The sequence below is a fragment of the Burkholderia sp. EMB26 genome, assembly GCF_024730645.1.
GTDB classification, from domain to species: Bacteria; Pseudomonadota; Gammaproteobacteria; order Burkholderiales; family Burkholderiaceae; genus Burkholderia; species Burkholderia cenocepacia.
The window spans coordinates 1224990-1250253 of sequence record NZ_CP078070.1; the positions used below are offsets into that span (position 1 = coordinate 1224990).

22 protein-coding genes are annotated in these 25264 nt (G+C 66.6%); 14 read left to right on the forward strand and 8 right to left on the reverse strand.

Going from position 1 to position 25264, the window contains the following annotated elements; genetic code table 11:
* Positions 1-29: 29 nt before the first annotated feature.
* The gene (gudD, locus tag KU887_RS05860; protein ID WP_006484312.1) at positions 30-1382 is read right to left on the reverse strand and encodes a glucarate dehydratase; all 1353 of its coding nucleotides are present in this window, start codon (positions 1380-1382) and stop codon (positions 30-32) included.
* A 358-nt stretch (positions 1383-1740) separates the two neighbouring features.
* Between gudD and KU887_RS05865 the strand changes: the two genes are divergently transcribed.
* Entirely contained in the window at positions 1741-2490 is a 750-nt protein-coding gene (locus tag KU887_RS05865; protein WP_006484310.1) for a FadR/GntR family transcriptional regulator, read from the forward strand.
* A 138-nt stretch (positions 2491-2628) separates the two neighbouring features.
* Here KU887_RS05865 and KU887_RS05870 read toward each other — a convergent pair whose 3' ends face one another.
* The 3 genes from KU887_RS05870 to pdxY all read right to left on the reverse strand — a co-directional run bounded on the left by KU887_RS05870 (position 2629) and on the right by pdxY (position 7415).
* Entirely contained in the window at positions 2629-3777 is a 1149-nt protein-coding gene (locus KU887_RS05870) for a branched-chain amino acid ABC transporter substrate-binding protein (RefSeq protein WP_006497706.1), read from the reverse strand.
* A 371-nt stretch (positions 3778-4148) separates the two neighbouring features.
* Entirely contained in the window at positions 4149-6293 is a 2145-nt protein-coding gene (locus KU887_RS05875; protein WP_258255188.1) for a phosphocholine-specific phospholipase C, read from the reverse strand.
* A gap of 261 nt (positions 6294-6554) precedes the next feature.
* Positions 6555-7415, reverse strand: a complete 861-nt coding sequence (pdxY, locus tag KU887_RS05880; protein WP_006484315.1) for a pyridoxal kinase PdxY — start codon at positions 7413-7415, stop codon at positions 6555-6557.
* Positions 7416-7599: 184 nt separating this feature from the next.
* Between pdxY and KU887_RS05885 the strand changes: the two genes are divergently transcribed.
* Positions 7600-8661: an alpha/beta fold hydrolase gene (locus KU887_RS05885; RefSeq protein ID WP_043205793.1), complete on the forward strand. Its 1062-nt coding sequence runs from the start codon at positions 7600-7602 to the stop codon at positions 8659-8661.
* A gap of 36 nt (positions 8662-8697) precedes the next feature.
* Here KU887_RS05885 and KU887_RS05890 read toward each other — a convergent pair whose 3' ends face one another.
* Positions 8698-9696, reverse strand: coding sequence for an LLM class flavin-dependent oxidoreductase (locus tag KU887_RS05890; RefSeq protein WP_006492947.1), 999 nt, complete (start codon positions 9694-9696; stop codon positions 8698-8700).
* A 638-nt stretch (positions 9697-10334) separates the two neighbouring features.
* On the opposite strand from KU887_RS05890, the gene hpnI reads away from it, so the two are divergent.
* The 9 genes from hpnI to KU887_RS05935 all read left to right on the forward strand — a co-directional run bounded on the left by hpnI (position 10335) and on the right by KU887_RS05935 (position 19315).
* Entirely contained in the window at positions 10335-11510 is a 1176-nt protein-coding gene (hpnI, locus tag KU887_RS05895) for a bacteriohopanetetrol glucosamine biosynthesis glycosyltransferase HpnI (RefSeq protein WP_048989486.1), read from the forward strand.
* Between the two features lie 134 nt (positions 11511-11644).
* Positions 11645-13087 carry a hopanoid biosynthesis associated radical SAM protein HpnJ gene (hpnJ, locus tag KU887_RS05900; protein ID WP_369718636.1) on the forward strand — a complete coding sequence of 481 codons (1443 nt, stop codon included), beginning with the start codon at positions 11645-11647 and terminating at the stop codon, positions 13085-13087.
* 3 nt (positions 13088-13090) lie between these two features.
* On the forward strand, positions 13091-13975 hold the full coding sequence (hpnK, locus tag KU887_RS05905) for a hopanoid biosynthesis-associated protein HpnK (RefSeq protein WP_048989484.1): 885 nt from the start codon (positions 13091-13093) through the stop codon (positions 13973-13975).
* Complete coding sequence (locus tag KU887_RS05910; protein ID WP_006497701.1) at positions 13972-15021, forward strand: lysylphosphatidylglycerol synthase domain-containing protein; 1050 nt, start codon at positions 13972-13974, stop codon at positions 15019-15021. Before hpnK ends, KU887_RS05910 begins: the two co-directional genes overlap by 4 nt.
* A gap of 88 nt (positions 15022-15109) precedes the next feature.
* Positions 15110-15664, forward strand: coding sequence for an outer membrane protein assembly factor BamE (locus KU887_RS05915; RefSeq protein WP_258255190.1), 555 nt, complete (start codon positions 15110-15112; stop codon positions 15662-15664).
* A gap of 367 nt (positions 15665-16031) precedes the next feature.
* Complete coding sequence (locus KU887_RS05920) at positions 16032-16721, forward strand: ABC transporter permease (RefSeq protein ID WP_011544981.1); 690 nt, start codon at positions 16032-16034, stop codon at positions 16719-16721.
* Positions 16718-17431: an ABC transporter permease gene (locus KU887_RS05925; RefSeq protein WP_006476443.1), complete on the forward strand. Its 714-nt coding sequence runs from the start codon at positions 16718-16720 to the stop codon at positions 17429-17431. Before KU887_RS05920 ends, KU887_RS05925 begins: the two co-directional genes overlap by 4 nt.
* 20 nt (positions 17432-17451) lie before the next feature.
* Positions 17452-18252, forward strand: coding sequence for an ABC transporter ATP-binding protein (locus KU887_RS05930; protein WP_006476442.1), 801 nt, complete (start codon positions 17452-17454; stop codon positions 18250-18252).
* Positions 18253-18274: 22 nt separating this feature from the next.
* Positions 18275-19315, forward strand: coding sequence for a GlxA family transcriptional regulator (locus KU887_RS05935; RefSeq protein WP_006488743.1), 1041 nt, complete (start codon positions 18275-18277; stop codon positions 19313-19315).
* A 420-nt stretch (positions 19316-19735) separates the two neighbouring features.
* On the opposite strand, the gene KU887_RS05940 is transcribed toward KU887_RS05935, so the two are convergent.
* The 3 genes from KU887_RS05940 to KU887_RS05950 are packed head-to-tail and all read right to left on the reverse strand — an operon-like array spanning position 19736 to position 21259.
* Positions 19736-20071 (reverse strand): hypothetical protein, encoded by a 336-nt coding sequence (locus KU887_RS05940; protein ID WP_059721516.1) that lies wholly within the window; start codon positions 20069-20071, stop codon positions 19736-19738.
* A complete protein-coding gene (locus KU887_RS05945; protein ID WP_258255192.1) occupies positions 20068-20685 on the reverse strand; it encodes a type VI secretion system amidase effector protein Tae4 in 618 nt (205 codons plus the stop codon). The genes KU887_RS05940 and KU887_RS05945 overlap by 4 nt, the downstream gene beginning before the upstream one ends.
* Positions 20678-21259, reverse strand: a complete 582-nt coding sequence (locus KU887_RS05950) for a PAAR domain-containing protein (RefSeq protein ID WP_125333252.1) — start codon at positions 21257-21259, stop codon at positions 20678-20680. Before KU887_RS05950 ends, KU887_RS05945 begins: the two co-directional genes overlap by 8 nt.
* A 642-nt stretch (positions 21260-21901) precedes the next feature.
* On the opposite strand from KU887_RS05950, the gene KU887_RS05955 reads away from it, so the two are divergent.
* From KU887_RS05955 to astA, 3 genes are read left to right on the forward strand one after another with little or no spacing between them, the layout of a single operon-like run.
* Positions 21902-23134, forward strand: a complete 1233-nt coding sequence (locus KU887_RS05955) for an aspartate aminotransferase family protein (RefSeq protein ID WP_258255193.1) — start codon at positions 21902-21904, stop codon at positions 23132-23134.
* Between the two features lie 30 nt (positions 23135-23164).
* On the forward strand, positions 23165-24232 hold the full coding sequence (gene aruF / locus KU887_RS05960; RefSeq protein WP_006488738.1) for an arginine/ornithine succinyltransferase subunit alpha: 1068 nt from the start codon (positions 23165-23167) through the stop codon (positions 24230-24232).
* On the forward strand, positions 24229-25260 hold the full coding sequence (gene astA / locus KU887_RS05965; RefSeq protein ID WP_006488741.1) for an arginine N-succinyltransferase: 1032 nt from the start codon (positions 24229-24231) through the stop codon (positions 25258-25260). The genes aruF and astA overlap by 4 nt, the downstream gene beginning before the upstream one ends.
* The last annotated feature ends 4 nt before the right edge of the window (positions 25261-25264 follow it).

Below are 25264 nucleotides of genomic sequence, written 5' to 3' on the forward strand. Positions count from 1 at the left end.
GGCGACGTCGCCGCCCGGTCGGTCCGCGCTCAGCGCACGAGGCAGGGGCGCTTGTTGTTGAACGTCCAGCCCGGGATCAGATACTGCATCGCCGCCGCGTCGTCGCGGGCGCCGAGGCCGTGCTGCTTGTACAGCTCGTGCGCGAGCGCGACCGCATCCATGTCGATGTCGATCCCGAGCCCCGGCCGCTTCGGCACTTCCACCAGCCCGTTCTCGATCTTCAGCGGCTCGCGCGTCAGCCGTTCGCCGTCCTGCCAGATCCAGTGCGTGTCGATCGCGGTGACCTGGCCCGGCGCCGCGGCCGCGACGTGCGTGAACATCGCGAGCGACACGTCGAAGTGGTTGTTCGAATGCGAACCCCACGTGAGGCCCCAGTCGCGGCACATCTGCGCGACCCGCACCGAGCCCTGCATCGTCCAGAAGTGCGGATCGGCGAGCGGGATGTCGACGGCGTGCAACTGCACCGCATGGCCCATCTGCCGCCAGTCGGTCGCGATCATGTTGGTCGCCGTCGGCAGCCCCGTCGCGCGGCGGAATTCGGCCATCACTTCGCGGCCCGAGTAACCGTTCTCCGCACCGCACGGATCTTCCGCATACGCGAGCACGTGATGCTGATCCCGGCACAGCCGCACGGCCTCGTCGAGCGACCATGCGCCGTTCGGATCGAGCGTCACGCGCGCGTCGGGGAAGCGCTCGGCGAGCGCCGTCACGGCTTCGATCTCGCTGGCGCCCGCGAATACGCCGCCCTTCAGCTTGAAGTCGTTGAAGCCGTAGCGCGCATGCGCGGCCTCGGCGAGCCGTACGACGGCTTCGGGCGTCAGCGCGGCTTCGTCGCGCACGCGCGTCCAGTCGTCGGTCGCGCCGCGGCCGTCGCGATACGGGAGCGCGGTCTTCGTGCGATCGCCGACGTAGAACAGGTAGCCGAGCATTTCGACCCGCTCGCGCTGCTGGCCTTCGCCGAGCAGTGCGGCGACCGGCACGCCGAGATGCTGGCCGAGCAGGTCGAGCAGCGCGGCCTCGAGCGCGGTGACCGCGTGGATCGTCGTGCGCAGGTCGAAGGTCTGCAGCCCGCGGCCGCTCGCGTCGCGGTCGGCGAAGGTGCGCCGCACGTCGTTGAGCACCGCATGATAATTGCCGACCGGCTGGCCGACGACGAGCGCCCGCGCGTCGTCGAGCGTGCGGCGGATGCTTTCGCCGCCCGGCACTTCGCCGACGCCCGTGCGACCCGCGCTGTCCTTCAGGATCACGAGGTTGCGGGTGAAGAACGGGCCGTGCGCCCCGCTCAGGTTGAGCAGCATGCTGTCGTGGCCGGCGACCGGAATCGCTTGCAGGTCGACGATGCGCGGCGTGTCGGGGGAGGGCGAGGCAGTGACGGCGTTCATGGGCGGCGATGGCGAAAGAGTGGGCGATGCCGTGCGGCAAAAGCTTTGCCGCGCGCGGCGGGAGGTGCGATCATTCGACAACCGACGTGCGTGGCGCGCAAGCCCCGCATGTCGACGCAACCCGAAACGGGGTGGGAGCGACAACCGGGCCAGCGGAGCGCAGAACGCGAACGCAGGTCGATCGTCGCGCACGGGACCGGGCGGTGCTGTACAGCCGACCTGGGTCGACAGGAGATCCGTGCGCCGATCATCAGTCGTCGGATGACTTGTGACGCAGTATAATGAATCATCGGCTTTCGCTCAAACCCCGCGTAAACCCTCGGCTCACATTACGATCATTCAAAAAGGAACCGGCCACATGTCCGTGCCTACGCTTCCCGCAGCGCCGCGCCGTCGCGCACGCAGCCTCGCACAAGATGTCGTCGACGCGCTGACCGCGCAGATCGAAAACGGCACGCTGCGTCCCGGCGACAAGCTGCCGACCGAAACCGAAGTCATGGCGGCGCAGGGCGTGAGCCGTACGGTCGTGCGCGAGGCGATCTCGCGGATGCAGGCGAGCGGCCTCATCGAGACGCGCCACGGCATCGGCAGCTTCGTGCTGGAGCCGTCGCGCCGCCAGACGCTCGGCATCGATCCCGCGACGATCACGACGCTGCGCGACGTGCTCGCGGTGCTGGAGTTGCGCATCAGCCTCGAAAGCGAGTGCGCGAGCCTGGCCGCGCAGCGCGCGAACGATACCGATCTCGCCGCGCTGCGGCGCGCGCTCGACGCGATCGCGACGGGCGCGGGCGGCGGCCGCGACACCGCGCAGCTCGACTTCCAGTTCCACCTGCAGATCGCGCAATCCACCGGCAACCGCTATTTCGTCGACATCATGACGCAGCTCGGCACGTCGATCATCCCGCGCACCCGCGTGAATTCCGCGCGCTTCGCCGGCGACGATCTCGAGCGCTACGTCGGCCGGCTGAACCACGAGCACGAAGACATCTACGAGGCGATCGCGCGCCACGACCCGGAAGCCGCCCGCGCCGCGATGCGCACGCACCTCACCAACAGCCGCGAGCGGCTGCGCCGCGCGCACGAGGCGGCCGAGGCCGAGGCGGGCTGACGTTGCGTGACAGGGCCCGCGACACGGCGGGCCTACCTGGATTGCTTTAACATCAGTCGTCGTATGAGATCGGTATGACCGCCGCGATCTCCCGGCCAGGCGGCGCTCCCGCCGCCGGCCGTCCGCCTGCCTCGCCGATCAGCCTCCCTTCGTCACGATCGTCTTCCACGCGCCGTTCTTCACCTGGTACAGCGTCGACATCCCGCTCTTCAGCGAGCCGTCGTTCGCGAACGAGATGCGGCCGGTCACGCCTTCGAAATCGATCTTCTTCAGCGCCGGGCGATAGGCCTTCGGGTCGGTCGAGCCGGCCGCCTGCATCGCCTTGATCGCCGCCCACGCCGCGTCATAGCCGAACTGCGCATACGACAGCACGTCGACGCCGAAGCGCTTCTTGAAGCGCGCCTCGAAATCCTTCCCCTGCGGCAGCTCGTCGAGCGGCCGGCCGTATTCCCACGCCATCGCGCCTTCCGCGGCCGGGCCCGCGATCTTGATGAACTCGTTGTCCTTCACGCCGCCGCCGCCGACGAACTGCGCGTTCAGCCCGAGCTGGCGCATCTGCTTGATGAAGTTCGCCGCGAGCGAATCGAGGCCGCCGAAGAAGATCAGGTCGGGATTCTTGGCCTTCAGGCTCGTGATCTGCGCGCGGAAATCGACCGCCTGGTTGCTGGTGAACTCGCGCCCGATGAGGTTGCCGCCGGCGGCCTTCACGGCCTTCTCGAATTCGTCGGCCTCGCCCTGGCCGAACGCGGTGCGGTCGTCGATGATCGCGATGCGCTTCGCCTTCGTCACGTCGACCGCGTACTTGCCCGCGTTGCCGGCGTTCTGGCCGTCGGTCGCGATCACCATGAACATGTTCGCGAGCCCGCGCGACGTGAGCGTCGGGTTGGTCGCGGCCGGGTCGATCACCGGAATGCCGGCCTTGTCGTAGACCACCGACGCCGGGATCGTCGTCCCCGAGTTGAAGTGACCGACCACGACCGACACGTTCTGGTCGACCAGCGCCTGCGCGGCCTGCACGCCGATGCGCGGGTCGGCCTGGTCGTCCTGCACGACGAGATTGAAGCGGGCCGGCTTGCCGGCGATCTGCACCTTCTGTGCGACCGCATCGTCGAGCGCGAGCTGGACGCCGTTTTGCAGGTCCTTGCCGTAGCCGGCGTTCACGCCCGTGAGCGGCGCGGCGAAGCCGACCTTCACGTCGGTTGCGTCGGCAGCCTGGGCGGCCTGTTGCGAGAGGAGGGCAAGCGCGGATGCAATCGACACCGACAGCAGGGAATGACGGAATTTCATGTTGTTCCTCTTGTTCGACACCTGCGAGTAGGTACCGCGCGCGCCAGGGCGAGCCGGGCGCGTGCGACGGGCGGGCGGTTCGACCGCTTCTCGGGATCGGGCGGGGAGGTCGGCATCGTGATCCTCGGAAACATCTCCCGTCAGGCTCCGCGAAGAGCCCCGATTGCTTCGATATATAGGTCGCCGATATGCGCGGGTCTTGGAAATTTGCCGCGCATTCGATGCGGATTTGCGCATAGCTTCCGCGCGTGCGCGGGTGGCCGGTATCGGGAGTTTCCCGTCGCGAACGCCACGGGCGGGAAGGAGGGAGAGCGGCGCGGGGCAAGGACGCGGCGCGGCCCGCCGGGGGCCGCGCCGCGCATGGGGCGACGTCAGTCGGACAGGGCGTCCGACGCGGCTTCGGCGTCGTCATGCGACGCGGTCGTGCGGATCAGCGGGTCGCTGGTGCTCGGGCGGCCGGTTTCGACGTGACCGGCGAAGCGACGCAGGAAGCCGAGCAGCCGGCCGTCGCTGACGGTCAGGTCGTACCAGCCGTGGCTGCCGCGCAGATCCCAGTAATCGTCGACGTGCGCGCCCGGCGCGAGGTCGAACGTGCGCGCGTGACCGTGGCCGTACGCGTTCGTGACCTTGAGCCGCACGGCCTTGTGGCCGCGGTTCATCAGGCGCAGCGTGATGTTGCCGTTCGCGACGTCGTAGCCGTAGATCACCTCGGGGTTCACGTTCGCGCTGCCGACGCCGGTCGCGAACGGGCCGCGGAAATGGCAGTAGAAGCCGTTCGGGCCGTACACGTCGAGGTCGTACAGGCCGAGCGACGCGGCGGCGCTCCAGGTATCGGCGACGCGTTTGCCGGCTTCGACCGTGTACGCCCACGGGCCGTCGACGCGGTTGCGCGACTGGACCTGGAACGCGGCGCCCGCGCGGCCCGTGTTCGCGAAGGTCAGCCGGAACTGGCCGTTCGCGGCTTCGACGCGGCCGTGCACGAACAGTTCGTACGGCAGCGCGCGCGCCGGACGCAGCCCGGCTTCCTGTTTCGGCAGCTTCTGCAGCACCGGCGGCACCGGGATGTAGTCGGGATGGCGCACGCGGTCGGGCGGCGCGTAGCCGCTCGTGTCGGGCAGCGTCGGCCAGCCGGCGTCGGCCGTCGCGAAGTCGAATGCGGCGGTCAGGTCGCCGCACACCGCGCGGCGCCACGGCGACACGGTGGCGGCCGTGACCGGATACTGCGCGCCGAACCGCGCCTCGATGAATTGCAGCAGCGACGTGTGATCGAAGGTCTGCGAGCAGACCCAGCCGCCCTTGGTCCACGGCGACACGACGAGCATCGGCACGCGCGGCCCGAGCCCGTACGGGCCGGCCATGTGCGACGCGTCGCCGGCGAACACCTCGTTGGTCGTCGCGACCGTCGACAGCCCGTTGGCGCGCGACTGCGGCGCGAACGGCGGCGGCACGTGGTCGAAGAAGCCGTCGTTTTCGTCGTACGTGATGAAGAGCGCGGTCTTGCTCCACACGTCGGGATTCGACACGAGCGCCTTCAGCACCTGCTCGATGTACCACGCGCCGTAGTTCGCGGGCCAGTTCGGGTGCTCGGAATACGCTTCCGGCGCGCAGATCCACGACACCTGCGGCAGCGTGCCGTTCTTCACGTCCTGCTGCAGCACGTCGAACAGCGTGCCGCCGGCGCTGATGTTGGTGCCGGTGCGGGCCTTGTCGTACAGCGGCGTGCCGGGCAGCGCGGTGCGGTACTGGTTGAAGTAGAGCAGCGAGTTGTCGCCGTAGTTGCCGATGTACGGGTTCTGCGTCCAGCCCCACGAGCCGTTCGCGTCGAGTCCCGTGCCGACGTCCTGGTAGATCTTCCACGACACGCCGGCCTGTTCGAGCACTTCCGGATAGGTCGTCCAGCCGTAGCCTTTTTCCTCGTTGCCGAGCACCGGGCCGCCGCCCGTGCCGTCGTTGCCGACGTAGCCCGTCCACATGTAGTAGCGGTTCGGGTCGGTCGAGCTCGGGATCGCGCAGTGGTACGCGTCGCAGATCGTGAACGCATCGGCGAGCTGGTAGTGGAACGGGATGTCGTCGCGCTTCAGGTACGCCATCGTCGTGGTGCCCTTGTTCGGCACCCACTGGTCGTAGCGGCCCTTGTTCCACGCGGCGTGCATGTCCTGCCAGCCGTGCGGCAGGTCCTGCAGGAACTGCAGGCCGAGCTTGTCCGCGCCCGGGTGGAACGGCAGCAGCTCGGCCGGGCCGACCGGCTGATGGAACACCGACTTGCCGTTCGCGAGGCGCAGCGGGCGCGGATCGCCGAAGCCTCGGACACCGCGCATCGTGCCGAAGTAGTGGTCGAACGAGCGGTTCTCCTGCATCAGGATCACGATGTGTTCGATGTCGCGGATCGTGCCGGTACGGCGGTTCGCGGGAATCGCGAGCGCATCGCGGATCACGGGCGGAAACAGGTTCAGCGCGGCGGCGCCGGCAGTGCCGGCGGCGACGCGCAGGAAGTCACGACGGTTCGATCGGGTCATGGTCGTTATCGTGCGGTAAAGGGGAAGCCGATTGGCGGGACCTGCGGGAAGGGCGCGCGCCGGGTCGCAGGATGCGGCTGCGCCGGTTCGTGCCGCCGCGAGCATAGCGAGGAATCGGTGTCATTCATGTGAAGTCCGGAAACGTTTGCACGGACAGCGAACCGGCATCGGGATAGGCATCGCCAGCGGTCGTGGTGTAAAGGGGAAAGCAGGAAAGCAGGAAAGCGGTGCGGCGGAGCAGCGCAACGCAGTGCCGGCGCGTCAGGCGTCGGTCACCCACGCGCCGAACCATTCGCTCGGGCGGGCGATCTCGTCCTGCGCGGCGACGAGTTCGAGTTCGTAACGGCGTGCGTCGTAGGTGGCCTTCACGACCGCGTGCACGGCCGCGAGCGTGTGTTCGAACGCGGCGCGCACCGAATCGCCGCGCAGCCGGCACGCGACGAAGATCGCGCTGGTCAGGTCGCCGACGCCGACCGGATGGCGCGGAAACGCATACAGCGGCCGCTGGCCGATCCACGCTTCGGTTTCGGTGACGGCGAGCATGTTGAAACGGTCGGCCGGACTGTTGCGGTCGTGCAGGTGCTTGACGAGGATGATCTGCGGGCCGCGGCGGATCAGCGCGCGGCACGCGTCGACGGCTTCGGCGACGGTCTCGATGCGCCGGCCGGCGAGCTTCTGCAGTTCGGTATGGTTCGGCGACATGCCGTCCGCGAGCGCGGGCATTTCCTGCACGATGAATTCCTCGACACCGGGCTCGGGCCGGATGCCGCCCGTCTGGCCCATCGCCGGATCGCAGAAGTACCACGCGTTCGGATTCATCGCCTTCACCGAGCGCACGATCTCGACCGCCGCGCGCGCCTGCGGCGGCGAGCCGAGGAAGCCGGACAGCACCGCGTCGCAACGCTTGAGCGCGCCGATGGCCGCGACGCCGTCGACGAGCTGTTCCATCTTCGCGGCATCGATCGCGCTGCCGGCCCAGTGGCCGTACTGCATGTGATTCGACAACTGGACGGTATTGAGCGGCCAGACGTTGATGCCGAGACGCTGCATCGGGAACACGGCCGCACTGTTGCCGGCATGGCCGTAGATGACGTGCGACTGAATGCTGAGGACGTTTTTCATGGGAATTCGCCTGCACGCGTTTCAGGGTCACGTCACACGATACCCGAGTTCGTCATACGCGCGGAAGTCGCGCGGCCCCGGAGTGTTGCGCGCCGTCGTCACGCGACCGCGTAGAATCGCGGGGGCGCGAGACCGTCCGGCCGCAACCGGCTGCCCGCGCGCGTCTCCAATCACCGTGATCGCCATGCTTTCGATTTGCAAGATGTTGTCCGTCGCGCGCGCCGCCGTGCTCGGCGCGAGTGCCGCCGCCGCGTGCGCGCTGCCCGTGGCGGCCGTTGCCGCGACGCCCGCCGCCAACGACGGGCCCGCGTACGGCCCGCGCCTGGAAGGGTTCGTGTATCCGGCGCCCGTGCACGAGTACGCGTTCGTGTCGCAGCGCGAAACCCTCGAGATGGCGTACCTCGACGTGCAGCCCGCGCATCCGAACGGCCGCACCGTCGTGCTGCTGCACGGCAAGAACTTCTGCGCGGCGACCTGGGAGGACACGATCGGCGTGCTGAGCCGCGCCGGCTATCGCGTGATCGCGCCGGACCAGATCGGCTTCTGCAAGTCGTCGAAGCCCGAGCGCTACCAGTACAGCTTCCAGCAACTCGCGCGCAACACGCACGCGCTGCTCGAATCGGTCGGCGTGAAGTCGGCGACGATCATGGGCCACTCGACGGGCGGGATGCTCGCGATCCGCTACGCGCTGATGTATCCGAAAGCGACCGACCAGCTCGTGCTCGTGAACCCGATCGGCCTTGAGGACTGGAAGGCGCTCGGCGTGCCGCCGCTGTCGGTCGACTACTGGTACGCGCGCGAACAGAAGACCACGGCCGACGGTATCCGCCGCTACGAGCAGGGTACGTACTACGCAGGCAAGTGGTCGCCGTCGTACGAGCGCTGGGTGCAGATGCTCGCCGGCATGTATCGCGGCGCCGGCCGCGACGCGGTCGCGTGGAACTCCGCGCTGATCTACGACATGATCCTCACGCAGCCGGTGGTCTACGAATTCGGTGCGATCCGCGTGCCGACGCTGCTGATGATCGGCGACAAGGACACGACCGCGATCGGCAAGGACGTCGCGCCGCCCGACGTGCACGCGAAGCTCGGCCGCTATCCGGAGCTCGCGAAGCGCACGCAGGCCGCGATTCCGGGCGCGCAACTCGTCGAATTCCCGGCGCTCGGACACGCGCCGCAGATCCAGGACCCGGACGCGTTCCACAAGGCGCTGCTCGACGGGCTGGAGGCCGTGCGCCCGCAGTGATGCGGGACAGGCGGCCGGCGGCGCGCGAGCGTGCCGTCAGCGCGCTTCGTTCGCGAGCTCGTCGCGGATCTGCGCGGCCAGTTCGAACGAGCGCAGCCGCGCGGCGTGATCGTAGATCTGCGCGGTGATGATCAGCTCGTCGGCGCCCGTCAGCGCGATGCGCTCGCGCAGCTTGTCGCGCACCGTGTCGCGCGAGCCGACCGCCGCGAACGACAGCGAATGCGCGACGGTCGCGAGTTCGAGCTCGTTCGCCTCGAGCACGTCGACGGGCGGCGGCAGCTTGCCCGGCGTGCCGCGCCGCAGGTTGATGAACTGCTGCTGCAGCGACGTGAACAGGCGCCGCGCCTCGTCGTCGGTCTCGGCCGCGAACACGTTGACGCCGACCATCGCATGCGGCTTCGGCCACGCGGCCGACGGCCGGTACTGCGCGCGGTAGATCTCGAGCGCCCGCATCAGATAATCCGGCGCGAAGTGCGACGCGAACGCGAACGGCAGCCCGAGCATCGCCGCGAGCTGCGCGCTGAACAGGCTCGAACCGAGCAGCCACACCGGGACGTCGAGCCCCGCGCCGGGTACCGCCCGCACGCGCTGGCCGGGTACCGGCTCCGCGAAATAGCGCTGCAGCTCCGCGACGTCGTCCGGAAACGAGTCCGCACTGCCGATCAGGTCGCGGCGCAGCGCGCGCGACGTGGTCTGGTCGGTGCCGGGCGCGCGGCCCAGGCCGAGATCGATGCGCCCCGGATACAGCGACGCGAGCGTGCCGAACTGTTCGGCGATCACGAGCGGCGCGTGGTTCGGCAGCATGATGCCGCCCGAGCCGACCCGGATCGTCCGCGTCGCGCCCGCGACGTGGCCGATCACGACGGCGGTGGCCGCACTCGCGATCCCCGGCATGTTGTGATGCTCGGCCAGCCAGTAGCGCCGGTAGCCCCAGCGTTCCGCGTGCTGCGCGAGATCGACGGTGTTGCGGAACGCCTGCGAGGCGTCGGCGCCGGCCGGAATGGGGGCGAGATCGAGTACGGAAAACGGTGTCATCGGAAGACCTTCGAAACGGGGTGGCGTGGTGATGCGCTGACGCAACAGACGCCAACGATTTTGCCAAAGGGTTCCGGAACGTGCTGGCCGCGCGCGGATACCCATGCGCCTTACAGGGGTGCAGGGTTGCTTGCGACGATCGTTGCAAAAATCAATCTAATCGCTGATTAATTACCAATCTTTACGGCGATTGGAAGTGAAACCGCATCGACATACAAATTTGCACGAAACGTTTGATTTTAAAGACTGCAATACGCCTGCAAAGTGCTTACGCTAATGTGAACGTGGCCGAGCCGATCCGGTTCGTCGACCGCTCAGCTTTGCCGGAATCGCACCAGTCCGTTTCTCGTAGCGCCGCGCGCGGGGGGCTGCGGACTGCTAAAATCCGGCGCCTGTCCATGTTGTGCCAATGGAGCCATTCGAGTCTTCCCGCATGCCGTCCGGGTGCTGCGCGGGGATACGCCACGCGAAGCCGGGCATGGCCGCACCCGAACAACGGGTCGTGCCTTCCCCATTACAGACGCTGCTGGAACAAGGAGTCGGGTCGTGCCCGCGTTCGTCGCTGTCGGAATACCGCATCACGCTCAATCACGCTCAAGCGTTCGCCATGGCGCCGAAGTCGCCGGGAGGCGTTGCGCATGACGCCCACCGCCACGCTGCTCGACTGGCTCCTGATCGTCTTCACGCTGGCCGCGGCCGGCTATGCGCTCGTCGCGGCCTTCGCGCCGCGGCCGCGCACGCCGCGCACGGCGGTGCGCGACGGCTTCGAGCCGGTCAGCGTGCTCAAGCCGCTGTGCGGCGCGGAGCCGCACCTGTACGAAAACCTCGCGACTTTCTGCGAGCAGCGCCATCCTCGCTATGAGGTGCTGTTCGGCGTCGCATCGTCGGCCGATCCGGCTATCGCGGTCGTCGAGCGGCTGCGCGCCGACCATCCGGCGTGCGACATCTCGCTCGTGATCGACGCGCGCGTGCATGGCAAGAACCTGAAGGTCAGCAACCTGATCAATCTCGCCGAACGTGCGAAATACGGCCGCATCGTGATCGCGGACAGCGACATCGCGGTGAAGCCCGACTATCTGGAGCGCGTGACGGCGCCGCTCGCGGACGCGTCGGTCGGGGTCGTCACGTGCCTGTATCATGCGCGCAGCGTCGGCGGCTTCTGGACGCGGATCGGCGCGCAGTTCGTCGACGCCTGGTTCGCGCCGTCGGTGCGGATCACGCACCTCGGCCGCTCGAGCCGCTTCGGCTTCGGCGCGACGCTCGCGCTCACGCGCGACACGCTCGACCGGATCGGCGGTCTCTTCGCGCTGAAGGACGAACTGGCCGACGATTTCTGGCTGGCCGAGCTGCCGCGCCGCCTCGGGCGGCGCACCGTGCTGTCCGAGGTCGAGGTCGCGACCGACGTGATCGAACCGTCGTTCGGGCCGCTGTGGCACCGCGAGACGCGCTGGCTGCGCACGATCCGTTCGCTGAACCCGGCCGGCTTCGCGTTCCTGTTCATTACGTTCACCGTGCCGTGGCTCGCGATCGGCGCGGCGCTCGCATGGCGCCTCGACGGCAGTGTCGCCGGCACGCTGGCGGGCGGCGCGGCCGCGGTCGGCGCATTCGGCCGGCTCGTGCTGCACGCACGCGGCGAGGACGGCTGGCGTGCGTTCTGGCGCGACCTGCCGCTCGTCGCGGTGCGCGACACGCTGCTCGCGCTCGAGTGGCTCGCGGCCGCGTTCGGCACGCACGTCGTGTGGCGCGGCGCCAGGATGACGGTCGTCGGCGGCGAACGCGCGGCGGCGGCCGTGGAAGCAGTGGACGGCCGCTAGGGCCGTCGATCGAACCCGGCCCGCGGGCCGAGACGCGTCGCACGGCGAAGCCACGCGGCGCGACATGACAGAGAGGCGGGCGCCGGCATGGCGGCCCGCGGTTTTTTGACTGAATCGTTGTAACGAAACGAACTATGCAGGCTACCGGAGCATTCATGAAAACGCTGTTCTTGCAGGCCCCTTCGTATGACGGCTTCGACGGCGGAGCCGGCTCGCGCTATCAGGCGAAGCGCGAAATCCGTTCCTTCTGGTACCCGACCTGGCTCGCGCAGCCGGCCGCGCTCGTGCCGGGCAGCCGCGTCGTCGATGCGCCGGCCGACGGCCTGTCGGTCGAGGAGACGCTGAAGATCGCCAACGACTACGACCTCGTGATCATCCACACGAGCACGCCGTCGTTCCCGACCGACGCGATGTTCGCGCAGGATCTCAAGAAGATGAAGCCGTCGATGCTGGTCGGCATGGTCGGCGCGAAGGTGATGGTCGATCCGCACAACTCGCTCACGGCGAGCGAGGCCATCGACTTCGTGTGCCGCGAGGAGTTCGACTTCACCTGCAAGGAACTCGCCGAAGGCAAGCCGTTCGCGGAGATCAAGGGCTTGAGCTGGCGCGCGAAGGACGGCTCGATCGAGCACAACGAAGCGCGTCCGATCCTCGAGAACATGGACGAACTGCCGTTCGTCGCGCCCGTCTACAAGCGCGACCTGAAGATCGACAACTACTTCATCGGCTACCTGAACTATCCGTACGTCTCGATCTACACGGGCCGCGGCTGCAAGTCGCGCTGCACGTTCTGCCTGTGGCCGCAGACGGTCAGCGGCCATCGCTACCGCACGCGCTCGGTCGAGAACGTGCTCGCGGAAGCGAAGTGGATCCGCGACAACATGCCGGAAGTGAAGGAGCTGATGTTCGACGACGACACCTTCACCGACGACCTGCCGCGCGCCGAAGCCATTGCCATCGGCCTGGGCAAGCTCGGTATCACGTGGTCGTGCAACGCGAAGGCCAACGTGCCGTACAAGACGCTGAAGGTGATGAAGGAAAACGGCCTGCGCCTGCTGCTGGTCGGCTTCGAATCGGGCGACGACCAGATTCTCGTGAACATCAAGAAGGGCGTGCGCACCGATTTCGCGCGCCGCTTCAGCGCGGACTGCAAGAAGCTCGGCATCAAGATCCACGGCACCTTCATCCTCGGCCTGCCGGGCGAGACGCAGGAGACCATCAAGAAGACGATCGAGTACGCGAAGGAAATCAATCCGCACACGATCCAGGTGTCGCTCGCCGCGCCGTATCCGGGCACGACGCTCTACAAGCAGGCCGTCGAAAACGGCTGGATGGAAGAGAACAAGACCATCAACCTGGTGAGCAAGGAAGGCGTGCAGCTCGCGGCGATCGGCTATGCGCACCTGTCGCGCGACGAGATCTATCACCACCTCGAGCAGTTCTATCGCCAGTTCTACTTCCGTCCGTCGAAGATCTGGGAAATCGTGCGCGAGATGCTGACGAGCTGGGACATGATGAAGCGCCGCCTGCGCGAAGGCGTCGAGTTCTTCCGTTTCCTGCGCGCGCACGAGGCCTGATCGGTGGCGACGCAGCGGGCGGCGCGGGCGCTGATCTTCACCGCGGACGACTTCGGGCTGCACCCGCGCGTCAACGCGGCGGTCGAGCGTGCGCACCGCGACGGCGTGCTGAACGCCGCCAGCCTGATGGTCGGCGCGAGCGCCGCGCAGGATGCGATCGAACGCGCGCGGCGGCTGCCGTCGCTCGCGGTCGGCCTGCATCTGGTGCTCGCGGACGGGCCGGCCACGCTGCCCGCGCATGAGATTCCCGCGCTCGTCGGCCCCGACGGGCGATTCGGCGACGCGATGGCGAAGGACGGCTGTCGCTTCTTCTTCCTGCCGCACGTGCGCGCGCAACTGCGCCGCGAGATCCGTGCGCAGTTCGACGCGTTCGCGGCGAGCGGCCTGCCGCTCGACCACGTGAACGCGCACAAGCATTTCCACCTGCATCCGACCGTGCTGTCGATGATCATCGAGATCGGCCGCGACTACGGGCTGCGCGCGGTGCGGCTGCCGTACGAAACGAGCGCGCCCGCGCTGCTCAAGCCGTGGATCGCGCTGGTGCGCGCGCGGCTCGACCGCGCGGGGCTCGCGCACAACGACTACGTGGTCGGGATCGAGCATACGGGCGCGATGGACGAGGCCGTGCTGCTCGACGCGCTCGCGAAGCTGCCGGCGGGCGTCGGCGAGATCTACTGTCATCCGGCCGAGGCCGGCGACGGCCCGATCACGCCGACGATGGCCGATTACCGTCCGGTCGACGAGCTCGAGGCGCTGCTGTCGCCGCGCGTCGCGGCCGCGCTGAAGGCGGCGGGCGTCGCGACCGGCGGGTTTGCCGACGTGTTCGGCGGGCCGGCGGCGCGACGCGGCGCGCAGGCGTCGCGCGCACCGGGAGCGCAGCCGTCATGAGCAAGTGGATCAAGTGGCTCGGCTGGCCGATCGGCATCGGCATCCTGCTCGCGCTGGGGCTGCACGAAGGCGTCGGCGACGTGTCGCAGATGCTCGCGCGCGCCGGCTACGCACTGTTGTGGCTCGTGCCGTTCCACGCGCTGCCGCTGCTGCTCGATGCATACGCATGGCACCTGCTGCTCGACCGGCGCAGTTCGCTGCCGTTCCTGTGGTGGATCGCGACCGTGCGCGAGGCCGTGAACCGGCTGCTGCCCGTGGTCGGGATCGGCGGCGAGATCGTCGGCATCCGGCTCGCGCGCTGGCAGGTGCCCGACGCGAGCCGCGTGACCGCGTCGGTGATCGTCGAGGTGCTGGTGACGATCGTGGTGCAGTATGCGTTCGCGGCGCTCGGCCTCGTGCTGCTGCTCGCGACGACCGACAACATGGGCGGCGGCACGATCGGCCTCGCGCTGCTGCTGACGCTGCCGTTGCCGGTGCTGGGCGTCGTGCTGATGCGGCGCGGCGGCATCTTCCACGCGATCGAGCGTTTCGCGGGCCGCCTGCTCGGCGATTCGCACCGGCTGCTGCAGGGTGTCGACGGCCGCCGGCTCGACGCCGACATCGATTCGCTGATGTCGCGCACGGGCCTGCTGTTCAGCGCCTTCTTCTGGCAACTGGCCGGCTACGTGCTCGGCGCGCTCGAGATTCACTGGGCGCTCGCGCTGCTCGGCCATCCGGTGTCGATCGGCGGCGCGATCGCGATCGAGGCGATGACGCAGGCGGTGCGGCACGCGGCGTTCATGGTGCCGGGCGGACTGGGCGTGCAGGAAGCGACCGTCGTGCTGCTCGCGCAGATGTTCGGCGTCGATCGCGAGACGGCGCTGTCGCTCGCGGTCGTCAAGCGCGGCCGCGAAGTGCTGTTCGGCTGCCTCGCGCTCGGCTCGTGGCAGCTTGCCGAGCTGGTGCGCACGCGCCGCCGGCTGGGCGGATCGCCGGCCGGGCCGCGCACGGCGCCGCCGGCGAACCGGGCGACCGAAACCCGGACCGAAACCGAAACGACGCATTGAATCCGGGACGGGCCACACGGCCCGTCTCGCGCTTTTGGCGTCGCGCGGGTATCCTTGCCGCGTGTTTTCTCGACGCGCAACCCTTCCGATGATTTTCCGTTTCCGGCTGCTTTCCGTGACGATGCTGGCCGCCGCGCTGGCGCTAACCGGTTGTGACGACCAAGGCCATCTCGACGTGCAACGTATCGGGGACTTCTTCAATGCGATCAAGCCCGCGCCGCTGCTGCTGAAGGGGCTGAAGGTCGGCGAATCGACCGAGGCCGACGTGCGCGGCACGATGGGCAAGCCCGAGACCGAGCGTACGTTCACCGACGGCTCGAAGCGTCTCGAATATCCGCGCGGCCCGATGGGCAACCAGACCTGGTTCGTCGATCTCGATGCGAACGGGCGCTACACGGGCGCGACGCAGGTGCTGACCGCCGAGAACTTCGCGAAAGTGCGCCCGGGGATGGACGAGGACGAGGTGCGGCGGCTGCTCGGCAAGCCCGGCGACATCGCGCAGTATCCGCTGAAGCCCGAGACGGTCTGGAGCTGGCGCTGGCTCGAGGACGGCGTCAACACCGACGCGTTCTTCAACGTCCATTTCGGCCCGGACGGGCTCGTTTATACGACGTCGCGCTCCGACATCCTGAAAGGGCGCTGACGTTTACGCGCGGCGCTTCTTCAGCCGGTCGCGCAGCGCGTCGTTCATGCGCGTCTGCCAGCCGAGGCTGTGGCGGGCCAGGACGTGCATGTTCGGCCCGATGGCCCGTCCGGCGCTATATCGAAAAAGCGACCGGAAAATTGCAAAAAACCCGCTTCCCGGCGTGTCATGAGACTGTCAGGGAGCGGGTTTTTTCCTTTTGAAACAGCGGCGTAGGTCGTATGCGCAAATGGTGGGATGAATTGTTGCGACGCAGCAATCGCCCGTACGGTGATTTGAGGCAATCAATTTCGCTTGCGACTATCCGCGTCAACCCGGCGCGGGACAGGCAGTCGCGTCGGCATTCATTCCAACTCTGGAGACGCGCGTGTTCCTTTACGGCTTTGGTCCGGTCCTCTGGGCCGGCACCGTGCAGACCATCGAGCTGTCGGTGCTGTCGCTCGCCACTGCGGTGGCGCTGGGGCTGATCGGCGCGGTGGCGAAGCTGTCGCACAACCGGGTGCTGCGAGCGATCGCGACCGGTTATACGACGCTGATCCGCTCGGTGCCCGATCTCGTGCTGATGCTGCTGCTGTTCTACAGCATCCAGATCTGGCTGAACCAGTTCACCGACCTCGTCGGCTGGAACCAGATCGACATCGATCCGTTCGTGGCCGGCGTGCTGACGCTCGGCTTCATCTACGGCGCGTACTTCACCGAGACATTCCGCGGCGCGTTCCTGTCGGTGCCGCGCGGCCAGCTCGAAGCCGGCTCGGCTTACGGGATGAGCGGCGCGCGCGTGTTCGTGCGGATCATGTTTCCGCAGATGATGCGCTTTGCACTGCCGGGCATCGGCAACAACTGGCAGGTGCTCGTGAAGGCGACCGCGCTGGTGTCGATCATCGGTCTCGCGGACGTCGTGAAGGCCGCGCAGGACGCCGGCAAGAGCACGTTCAACATGTTCTTCTTCATCCTCGTCGCGGCGCTGATCTATCTCGCGATCACGACCGTCTCCAACCTCGTGCTGATCCAGCTCGAGAAGCGTTATTCCATGGGCGTGCGGCACGCAGAACTATGATCGAGATCCTCCAGGAATTCGGCAAGGCGTTCCTTTTCTGGGACGGCCAGCGCCTGTCCGGCCTCGCGGTGACGCTGTGGCTGCTCGTGGCATCGATTTCGCTCGGCTTCGTGTGTGCGGTGCCGCTCGCGGTCGCGCGCGTGTCGAGGAACAAGTGGGTGTCGATGCCCGTGCGGTTCTACACGTACGTGTTCCGCGGCACGCCGCTCTACGTGCAGTTGCTGCTGATGTACACGGGCATGTACAGCCTCGAGTTCGTGCGCTCGCACTCGCTGCTCGACGCGTTCTTCCGCAGCGGTTTCAACTGCGCGATCCTCGCGTTCGCGCTGAACACCTGCGCGTACACCACCGAGATCTTCGCCGGTGCGATCCGTGCGATTCCGCACGGCGAGGTCGAGGCGGCACGCGCGTACGGGATGTCGCCGTTCACGATGTACCGCCGCGTGATCCTGCCGTCGGCGCTGCGCCGCGCGCTGCCGCTGTACAGCAACGAGGTGATCCTGATGCTGCACGCGACGACCGTCGCATTCACCGCGACCGTGCCGGACATTCTGAAGGTCGCGCGCGACGCCAATTCCGCGACCTACATGGCGTTCCAGTCGTTCGGAATCGCCGCGCTGATCTATCTTGCGGTATCGTTCGCACTCGTCGCGGCGTTTCGCCGCGCGGAGCGCCACTGGCTCGCGTACCTCGCGGCCGCCCGTCATTGAATTACTTCGAGGAGAGCCAGTTGGCCGAGATCACCCAAACGAGCGCGTCCGCTTCCGTCAAGCTGGCCGCGGTCGACATCCACAAGCGCTATGGCGACAACGAGGTGCTCAAGGGCGTGTCGCTGAACGCGAAGGCCGGTGACGTCATCAGCATCATCGGCGCGAGCGGCTCGGGCAAGAGCACGTTCCTGCGCTGCATCAATTTTCTCGAGCGGCCGAATGCGGGGCAGATCGTCGTTGACGGCGAGGCCGTGCGCACCAAGACCGATCGCGCCGGCGCGCTCGAAGTCGCCGATCACAAGCAGTTGCAGCGCATCCGCACGAAGCTCGCGATGGTGTTCCAGCACTTCAACCTGTGGGCGCACATGAACGTGCTCGAGAACGTGATGGAAGCGCCCGTGCACGTGCTCGGCATTTCGAAGAAGGAAGCCGAGGACCGCGCACGCGAGTATCTCGAGAAGGTCGGTTTGCCGCCGCGCGTCGAGAAGCAATATCCGTCGCATCTGTCGGGCGGCCAGCAGCAGCGCGTGGCGATCGCGCGGGCGCTGGCGATGCATCCGGACGTGATGCTGTTCGACGAACCGACGTCCGCGCTCGATCCGGAGCTCGTCGGCGAAGTGCTGAAGGTCATGCAGAAGCTGGCCGAGGAAGGGCGCACGATGATCGTCGTCACGCATGAGATGGGTTTCGCGCGCAACGTGTCGAACCACGTGATGTTCCTGCATCAGGGGCGGACCGAGGAAGAGGGCGATCCGAAGGAAGTGCTGGTGCGGCCGCAGAGCGAGCGGCTCAAGCAATTCCTGTCGGGCAGTCTCAAGTAACGCGACAGGGCAGGTTTCAGCCGTGGTACCGGTGTCTCGTCCCGCAGGCGCCACCCGCACGACGCAGGTGGCGATCGTTGCATTGCCGCCCGTGTCGATGTCGGGCGTGGGGCCGATCGTCGATGCGCTGAATCTCGCGAACGAGATCGACGGGCGGCTTCTGTACCGCTGGCAGGTGTGTTCGTGGGACGGGCGGCCGGTGCCGCTCGCGGGTGGTGCGCAGTGGCATGCCGATGCGGCGTTCAACGACGCGATCGCGTGCGACTGGTTGATCGTCGTGTCCGAGCGGTTTCAGCAGTTCGCCGATTACCGGCTGTTTCTCGCGAGTCTCGCGCGGGTCGGGCAGCGCACGCCGGTCGTGACCGGCATTCATCACGGCGTGTGGTGGCTCGCGATGGCGGGGCAGCTTTCCGGGTATCGCGTGAGCGTGAACTGGGAGACGTATCAGCAGTTCGCCGAGCAGTTCGAGCGGTCGATCGTCACGCAGCAGATCTTCGAGATCGATCGCGATCGGGCGACCTGCGCCGGCGGGCAGGCGACCGTCGATTTCATGCTGGCCATGATTGGCCGGGAACATGGGGCGGATCTCGCGGAGCGGATTGCCGATGCGCTCGGGGTCGGCACGCTGCGCAGCGGCGAGGAGCGGCAGCGGATTCCCTTTGTTACTGCTCCGGGGGAGCGGCATCCTCGGTTGAATGACGCGTTGCTTTTGATGGAAGCCAATGTCGAGGATCCGCTTACTACCGATGAGATCGCCGGGTTGGTCGGCGTGTCGCGGCGGCAGTTGGAGCGGCTCTTTCGACAGTATCTCGGTGCGATGCCCTCCAAGTATTACCTCAATCTTCGGTTGCTCAAGGCTCGCACGCAGTTGCAGCGGACTAGTAAGTCCGTCGTTCAGGTTTCTCTCGCCTGTGGGTTTTCTTCTGCTGCGCACTTTTCTAACGCTTATCGCGAAAGGTTTGGGGTTACGCCTCGGGAAGATCGGCGGGCGTGGCTCGAGAAGCAGACCGGCGGGGGCAGTGAGCCTCGGGGTGGGGCGCTCGTCGAGCGCGGGAAAGATTGAGGTTGGGTTTTGACTTGGGTTTGTTTGGTGGTCCGCCCGCGGTTGGCGTGAAGCACCTGCAATCGTGTCGGTCTATTAGCGTCGCCCCTGCGCGGGGCAGCGGTCACTTTTCTTTGTCTTGCCAAAGAAAAGTAACCAAAAGAAAGGCGCTCAGATATCGCATGACCTCCCGGTGCCATGGCGTCCCAGGTGGTCCGCACAAAAGTGTCCGCGCCAGTCAGGAATCCGGAGTGGTTCGAGCAATGGTTCTGACACCACTCGCTACCCCACGGAGTGGTATACCGTCCGCTAGCTCCATCCTCGCTGCGCTCGGCTGCAAGGTACTTCAAGGCGGGCGGTGACTTTGCAGTGGCTTGCGCCAACGCGAGCGACACATGAGCGAGGCCGGCGCACACTTGATAAGCAAGAGTAGGGCCGCAGTCAGCCAGCAAGACCTATGTACGGTACGACGTACGGCTTGCTATAGAACAGCGCGGCGAGCAGCGTTACACCGAAAAATACGCTTCCCCAGCGACGGCCCGACCAGCGCTTGTACGCAATAGCGTTTAATGCCGCGCATGTGACAGCCGGCCACAGCAGCATGATTAACATGCCCGTCAAGAACTTCGCGTGAGACGTGCAGTGCTCCATGTCGTTGCAGCCTGTCGCATGCGATTTTGCTTCGGGCCAGTGGATGTGGTTGAGGGCGTAGATGGTCGCCCATGTGACGAGCAGGCCCCATGCGAACCCCAGTACAGCCAGCGCCATACGCTTCATTTCACTTCCCAGAAGAGGATTTCTTTGGAATTGGCAAGGTCGGAGAACCAGCTGTTGTTCGTCAGTGGGTTTCGGAATCGCGACATGCCGATGCGGAAGCGTAAGAAACTCACAACGGATGGCGTAAGTGTGTCTTTGTTCCAGAGATCGATATGTCCACCGCTCAGGGAGTCGGATGAGTCGCCATCCTGACGCCAGTAGCCGAAAAAGTAGATGATACCGGTTCGACCTTTTACCTTGTCTTGCCACTCCGGGCCGGTGATGTTTTCGGGTTTGCCCAGCCCGAGGAACGGCCGAAGTTTCAACCATTCAGCCAGCTCGTAAGCGCGCGTCGCCGTTGCTTTGCCGCCGAGTATCAGGCGGCCCAGTGTTTTCTTGCCGGGCATCGGCTTCAACACGTTTTGAGAAAACGACTTCATGTCGCTTCCGATGCCGTGAAACGTGACGCTCATGCGAATGGCGCATTGATTCTCATATTCGCCAGTGGGGTCGTCATAGGGGGCTTTCTTCGGATACGCGGTCCAGAGCTCCTGAAAGGACAGCGCTCGAAGCTGAACTGGCTTCGTTGATTTCGGTGTGTTGTTCGTGCGGACCTTGATAGGCGGATTAGGCATGGCGTACCCCGCTGTCCTTTTTTGCAATGGCTTCGTCGCCCCAATAGACGGTGTAATCTGCCGATCCGTCGCCGGTATGGACGCGCGGTAGCTCGCCACTTGCATCGAGGAAGCCGGAATGGATACGTCCGTCTGCCGTCTCGATGTAATAGGGATAGCCTTGTAGATCGTCGGTAATGCCGCTACTGATTTTTGCTTCGACCTGTTCGTCAAATGCGCCTTTCTTGACCGACGCGATGCCGCCCGTTGTCGTGCGGTTCGAAACGACTTCCCCGAAACCCTTCAACCCGTCATCACACCACGCTTCACCTGCAAGTAGCGCGATAATGCTGGGCGGAGTGGAGCAGTCACACACGACAATATCGTGATCGAGTGCGACTTCGCCCTGGAACTTGAGTCGGTATGGGCCGCCCGCCTTTGCGATGACACCGGTGCTCTGGCATGCGCTGCAGAAGGCACTACCGCCAATCAAGGCGGCCTGATGTCCGCGTACCAGGAACCGTGGTCCGCCATATGGGCTGATTGTTCCGCCGCTTGACAGGCTATCGCCGACGACTGCAATTCTTCTATTCATTGGTTGACTCCTCGGAAAGTCACGATCGTAATCGCGCGGTGCAAGAGGCCATCTCAAATTGTTAGAGATGCCGAGGTGGTTGAGTCGCGCATGCTGGGTACGTTGTTTGGGCGTTGCGCCATTGCTTGCAGGGCGTTGCCGAACTTGGTGCCTGAGCTGCCCCAATGGGGCTGTCCGTGTCGGCCGAGCGAAGCGAGGACGGAGCTAGGGGGCGGTATACCGCTCCGTGGGGTAGGCAGTGGTGTCAGAACCATTGCTCGAACCACTCCGGATTCCTGACTGGCGCGGACACTTTTGTGCGGACCACCTGGGACGCCATGGCACCGGGAGGTCATGCGATATCTGAGCGCCTTTCTTTTGGTTACTTTTCTTTGGCAAGACAAAGAAAAGTGACCGCTGCCCCGCGCAGGGGCGACGCTAATAGACCGACACGATCACAGGTACTTCACGACACCGGAAGCAACCCCCAGACAAGAGAGAAAAAGCCCCAAAATACCGACACGGCGCAGCCGCCCCGCCCGGCCCTAAAGGGCAAAACCAAAACCTTCCGATAGAACCCGTCGCAATTCCGCAAGACGCTTGCGTCACCCTTACCTAAACTTGATCCTGTTGAACCCTCTTACGAAACCGAAAGGAACGACCATGACGACCTCGACCGTGACCCGCCAGACATTCGACGAAGTGATGGTGCCGGTATTTTCTCCCGCCCCGTTCGTGCCGGATCGCGCAGAGGGCTCCCGCGTGTGGGACACGGCCGGCCGCGAGTACATCGATTTCGCGTGCGGCATCGCGGTGACGTCGCTCGGCCACGGCCACCCGGAACTGCTGAAGGTGCTGGACGAACAAGGCCGCAAGCTCTGGCACATCGGCAACGGCTACACGAACGAGCCGGTGCTGCGCCTCGCGAAGCGCCTGGAAGCGCTGACCTTCGCCGACCGTGCCTTCTTCGCGAACTCGGGCGCGGAAGCGAACGAAGCCGCACTGAAGCTCGCACGCCGCGTCGCGTTCGACCACCACGGCGCCGATAAGTACGAAATCGTGTCGTTCGTGCAGTCGTTCCACGGCCGCACGTTCTTCACGGTCAGCGTCGGCGGCCAGCCGAAATACTCGGAAGGCTTCGGCCCGGTGCCGCAAGGCATCAAGCACCTGCCGTTCAACGACATCGAAGCCGCGAAGGCCGCGATCGGCCCGAAAACCTGCGCGGTGATCGTCGAACCGGTGCAAGGCGAGGGCGGCGTGATCCCCGCCGATCCGGCGTTCCTGAAAGCGCTGCGCGAAGCGTGCGACGCCAACGACGCCCTGCTGATCTTCGACGAAGTGCAAACGGGCGTCGGCCGCACGGGCCAGTTCTACGCGTACATGGACACGGGCGTCACGCCGGACATCCTGACGACCGCCAAGGCGCTCGGCAACGGCTTCCCGATCGGCGCGATGCTGACGACGAACGAACTGGCCGCGCACTTCAAGGTCGGCGTGCACGGCACGACGTACGGCGGCAACCCGCTCGCATCGGCGATCGCGGACAAGGTCGTCGAACTGATCGGCGACCCGGCACTGCTCGAAGGCGTGCGCGAACGCAGCGTGCGCCTGAAGGGCGCGCTGGAACGCATCAACGCACGCTTCGGCATCTTCAAGGACGTGCGCGGCAAGGGCCTGCTGGTCGGCGCGGAACTCACCGCCGCCTTCGACGGCCGCGCGAAGGACTTCGTCACCGCCGCCGCGGAGAACGGGCTGATCATGCTGATCGCCGGCCCGAACGTGCTGCGCTTCGTCCCGTCGCTGGTGATTCCGTTCGACCTGCTCGACGAAGGCGTGAAGCGCTTCGAGAAGGCAGTCGAGCAGGTGCTCGCGGCCCAGGAAGCCACCGCGCGCTGATCGGCGCGCCCATCGCAGACAGGAACGACGATGCTATTTGTTCGCCCCGGCAAACTCACGGATCTCGATGCGCTCGCGCACATGGCGCGCACCGCGCAGCCGGTCCTGCACTCGCTGCCGCACGACCGCGCGGCGCTCGAAGCGCGTGTGGCGCTCTCCGAGGATTCGTTTCGCGCGGACGTCGATTTCGCCGGCGAGGAGTTCTACCTCTTCGTGCTCGAGGATTCGTCGACCGGCAAGCTGCTCGGCACGGCGAGCATCGTGGCCGCGGCCGGCTACTCGGAACCGTTCTACGCGTTTCGCAACGACGCGCTGATCCACGCGTCGCGCGAGCTGCACGTGAACCGCAAGATCCACGCGCTCACGATGTCGCACGAGCTGACCGGCAAGAGCCGGCTCGCGGGCTTCTACGTCGATCCGTCGCTGCGCGGCGATGCGGCCGCGCACCTGATCTCGCGCGCCCGGATGATGTACATCGCCGCGAACCGCCGCCGCTTCACGCCGGAAGTGTTCACGCTGCTGCTCGGCGTGAGCGATGGCAACGGCGCATCACCGTTCTGGGAAGCGGTGGGCCGCAAGTTCTTCGGCCGTAATTTCACCGACGTCGACATCGCCTCGGGCGGCCGCAGCCGCACGTTCATCGCGGAAGTGATGCCGGCCTATCCGCTCTACGTGCCGCTGCTGCCCGAAGCCGCGCAGCGCGTGCTCGGCGAGCCGAACGAAACGGCCCTGCTCGCGTACGACATCCATCTCGAGGAAGGCTTCGAGCCCGACCGCTTCGTCGACATCTTCGACGCGGGCCCGGTGCTGACCGCCCAGGTCGACCGCACCGCGTGCGTGAAGCAGGCGTCGGAGCGCGTCGTGCGCGAGGCCGCGCACCAGCGGGGCGACGTCGCGTACATGGTGTCGACGGGCAGCGGCGAGTCGTTCCGCTGCGTGCTGGCCGACCTGCCGGGCGACACGGCCGACGCGCGCGGCACCGACGCGCCGCTGGCCGGCGACGTGCGCGCGGCGCTCGATGTGAAGGAAGGCGATGTCGTGCGCTGCGTGCCGCTGCACCGCCGCGACGATGAAGATTTGAAGGGAGACGCAGCATGATCGTCGTTCGGGTCGTACAAACGGGCGACGTCGACGCGCTCGTGTCGCTCGCGCAGGAAACCGGGCCGGGCCTGACCACGTTCAAGCCCGACCGCGACGCGCTCGCCGCGCGCATCGAACGCTCGCGCCGCACGCTCGAGGGCAAGGCCGCACCGGGTGAGGCCGGCTACTTCTTCGTGATGGAAGAATCGAAGACGGGCGACATCGCGGGCGTGTGCGGGATCGAAACGCAGGTCGGCCTCGAGCAGCCGTTCTACAACTACCGCGTGAGCACGGTCGTGCATGCGAGCCAGGAACTCGGCGTGTGGACGCGGATGTCGGCGCTGAACATCTCGCACGACCTGACGGGCTACGCGGAAGTGTGCTCGCTGTTCCTGAGCCCGCGCTATCGCACGGGCGGCGTCGGCGGCTTGCTGTCGCGCTCGCGCTTCATGTTCATCGCGCAATTCCGCGACCGCTTTCCGGAGCGCATCTGCGCGGAACTGCGCGGCCACTTCGACGAGGACGGCACGTCGCCGTTCTGGCGCGCGGTCGGTTCGCACTTCTACCAGATCGATTTCAACGCGGCCGATTACCTCAGCTCGCACGGCCGCAAGTCGTTCCTCGCGGAACTGATGCCGCGTTACCCGGTGTACGTCGACCTGCTGCCGCAGGACGCGCAGGACGCGGTCGGCCTCACGCACCGCGATACGCTGCCGGCCCGCAAGATGCTCGAAGCGGAGGGGCTGCGTTACCAGAATCACGTCGACATCTTCGACGCGGGCCCCGTGCTCGAATGCCACGTCAACGACCTGCGCACGGTGCGCGAGAGCGTCGTCGTACCGGTCGCGATCGGCGTGCCCGACGCGCGGGACGATGCCCCCAAGTCGCTCGTGTCGAACACGTCGCTCGGCGACTTCCGCGTCGGCGTCGCGCCGGGCGTGGTCGCGAACGGCTCGTTCGTGCTGTCGGCCGACGATGCCGTCGCGCTCGACGTGAAGGCCGGCGATCCGGTCCGCGTGCTGCCGCTCAAAGTCAAACAGGGATAAACGA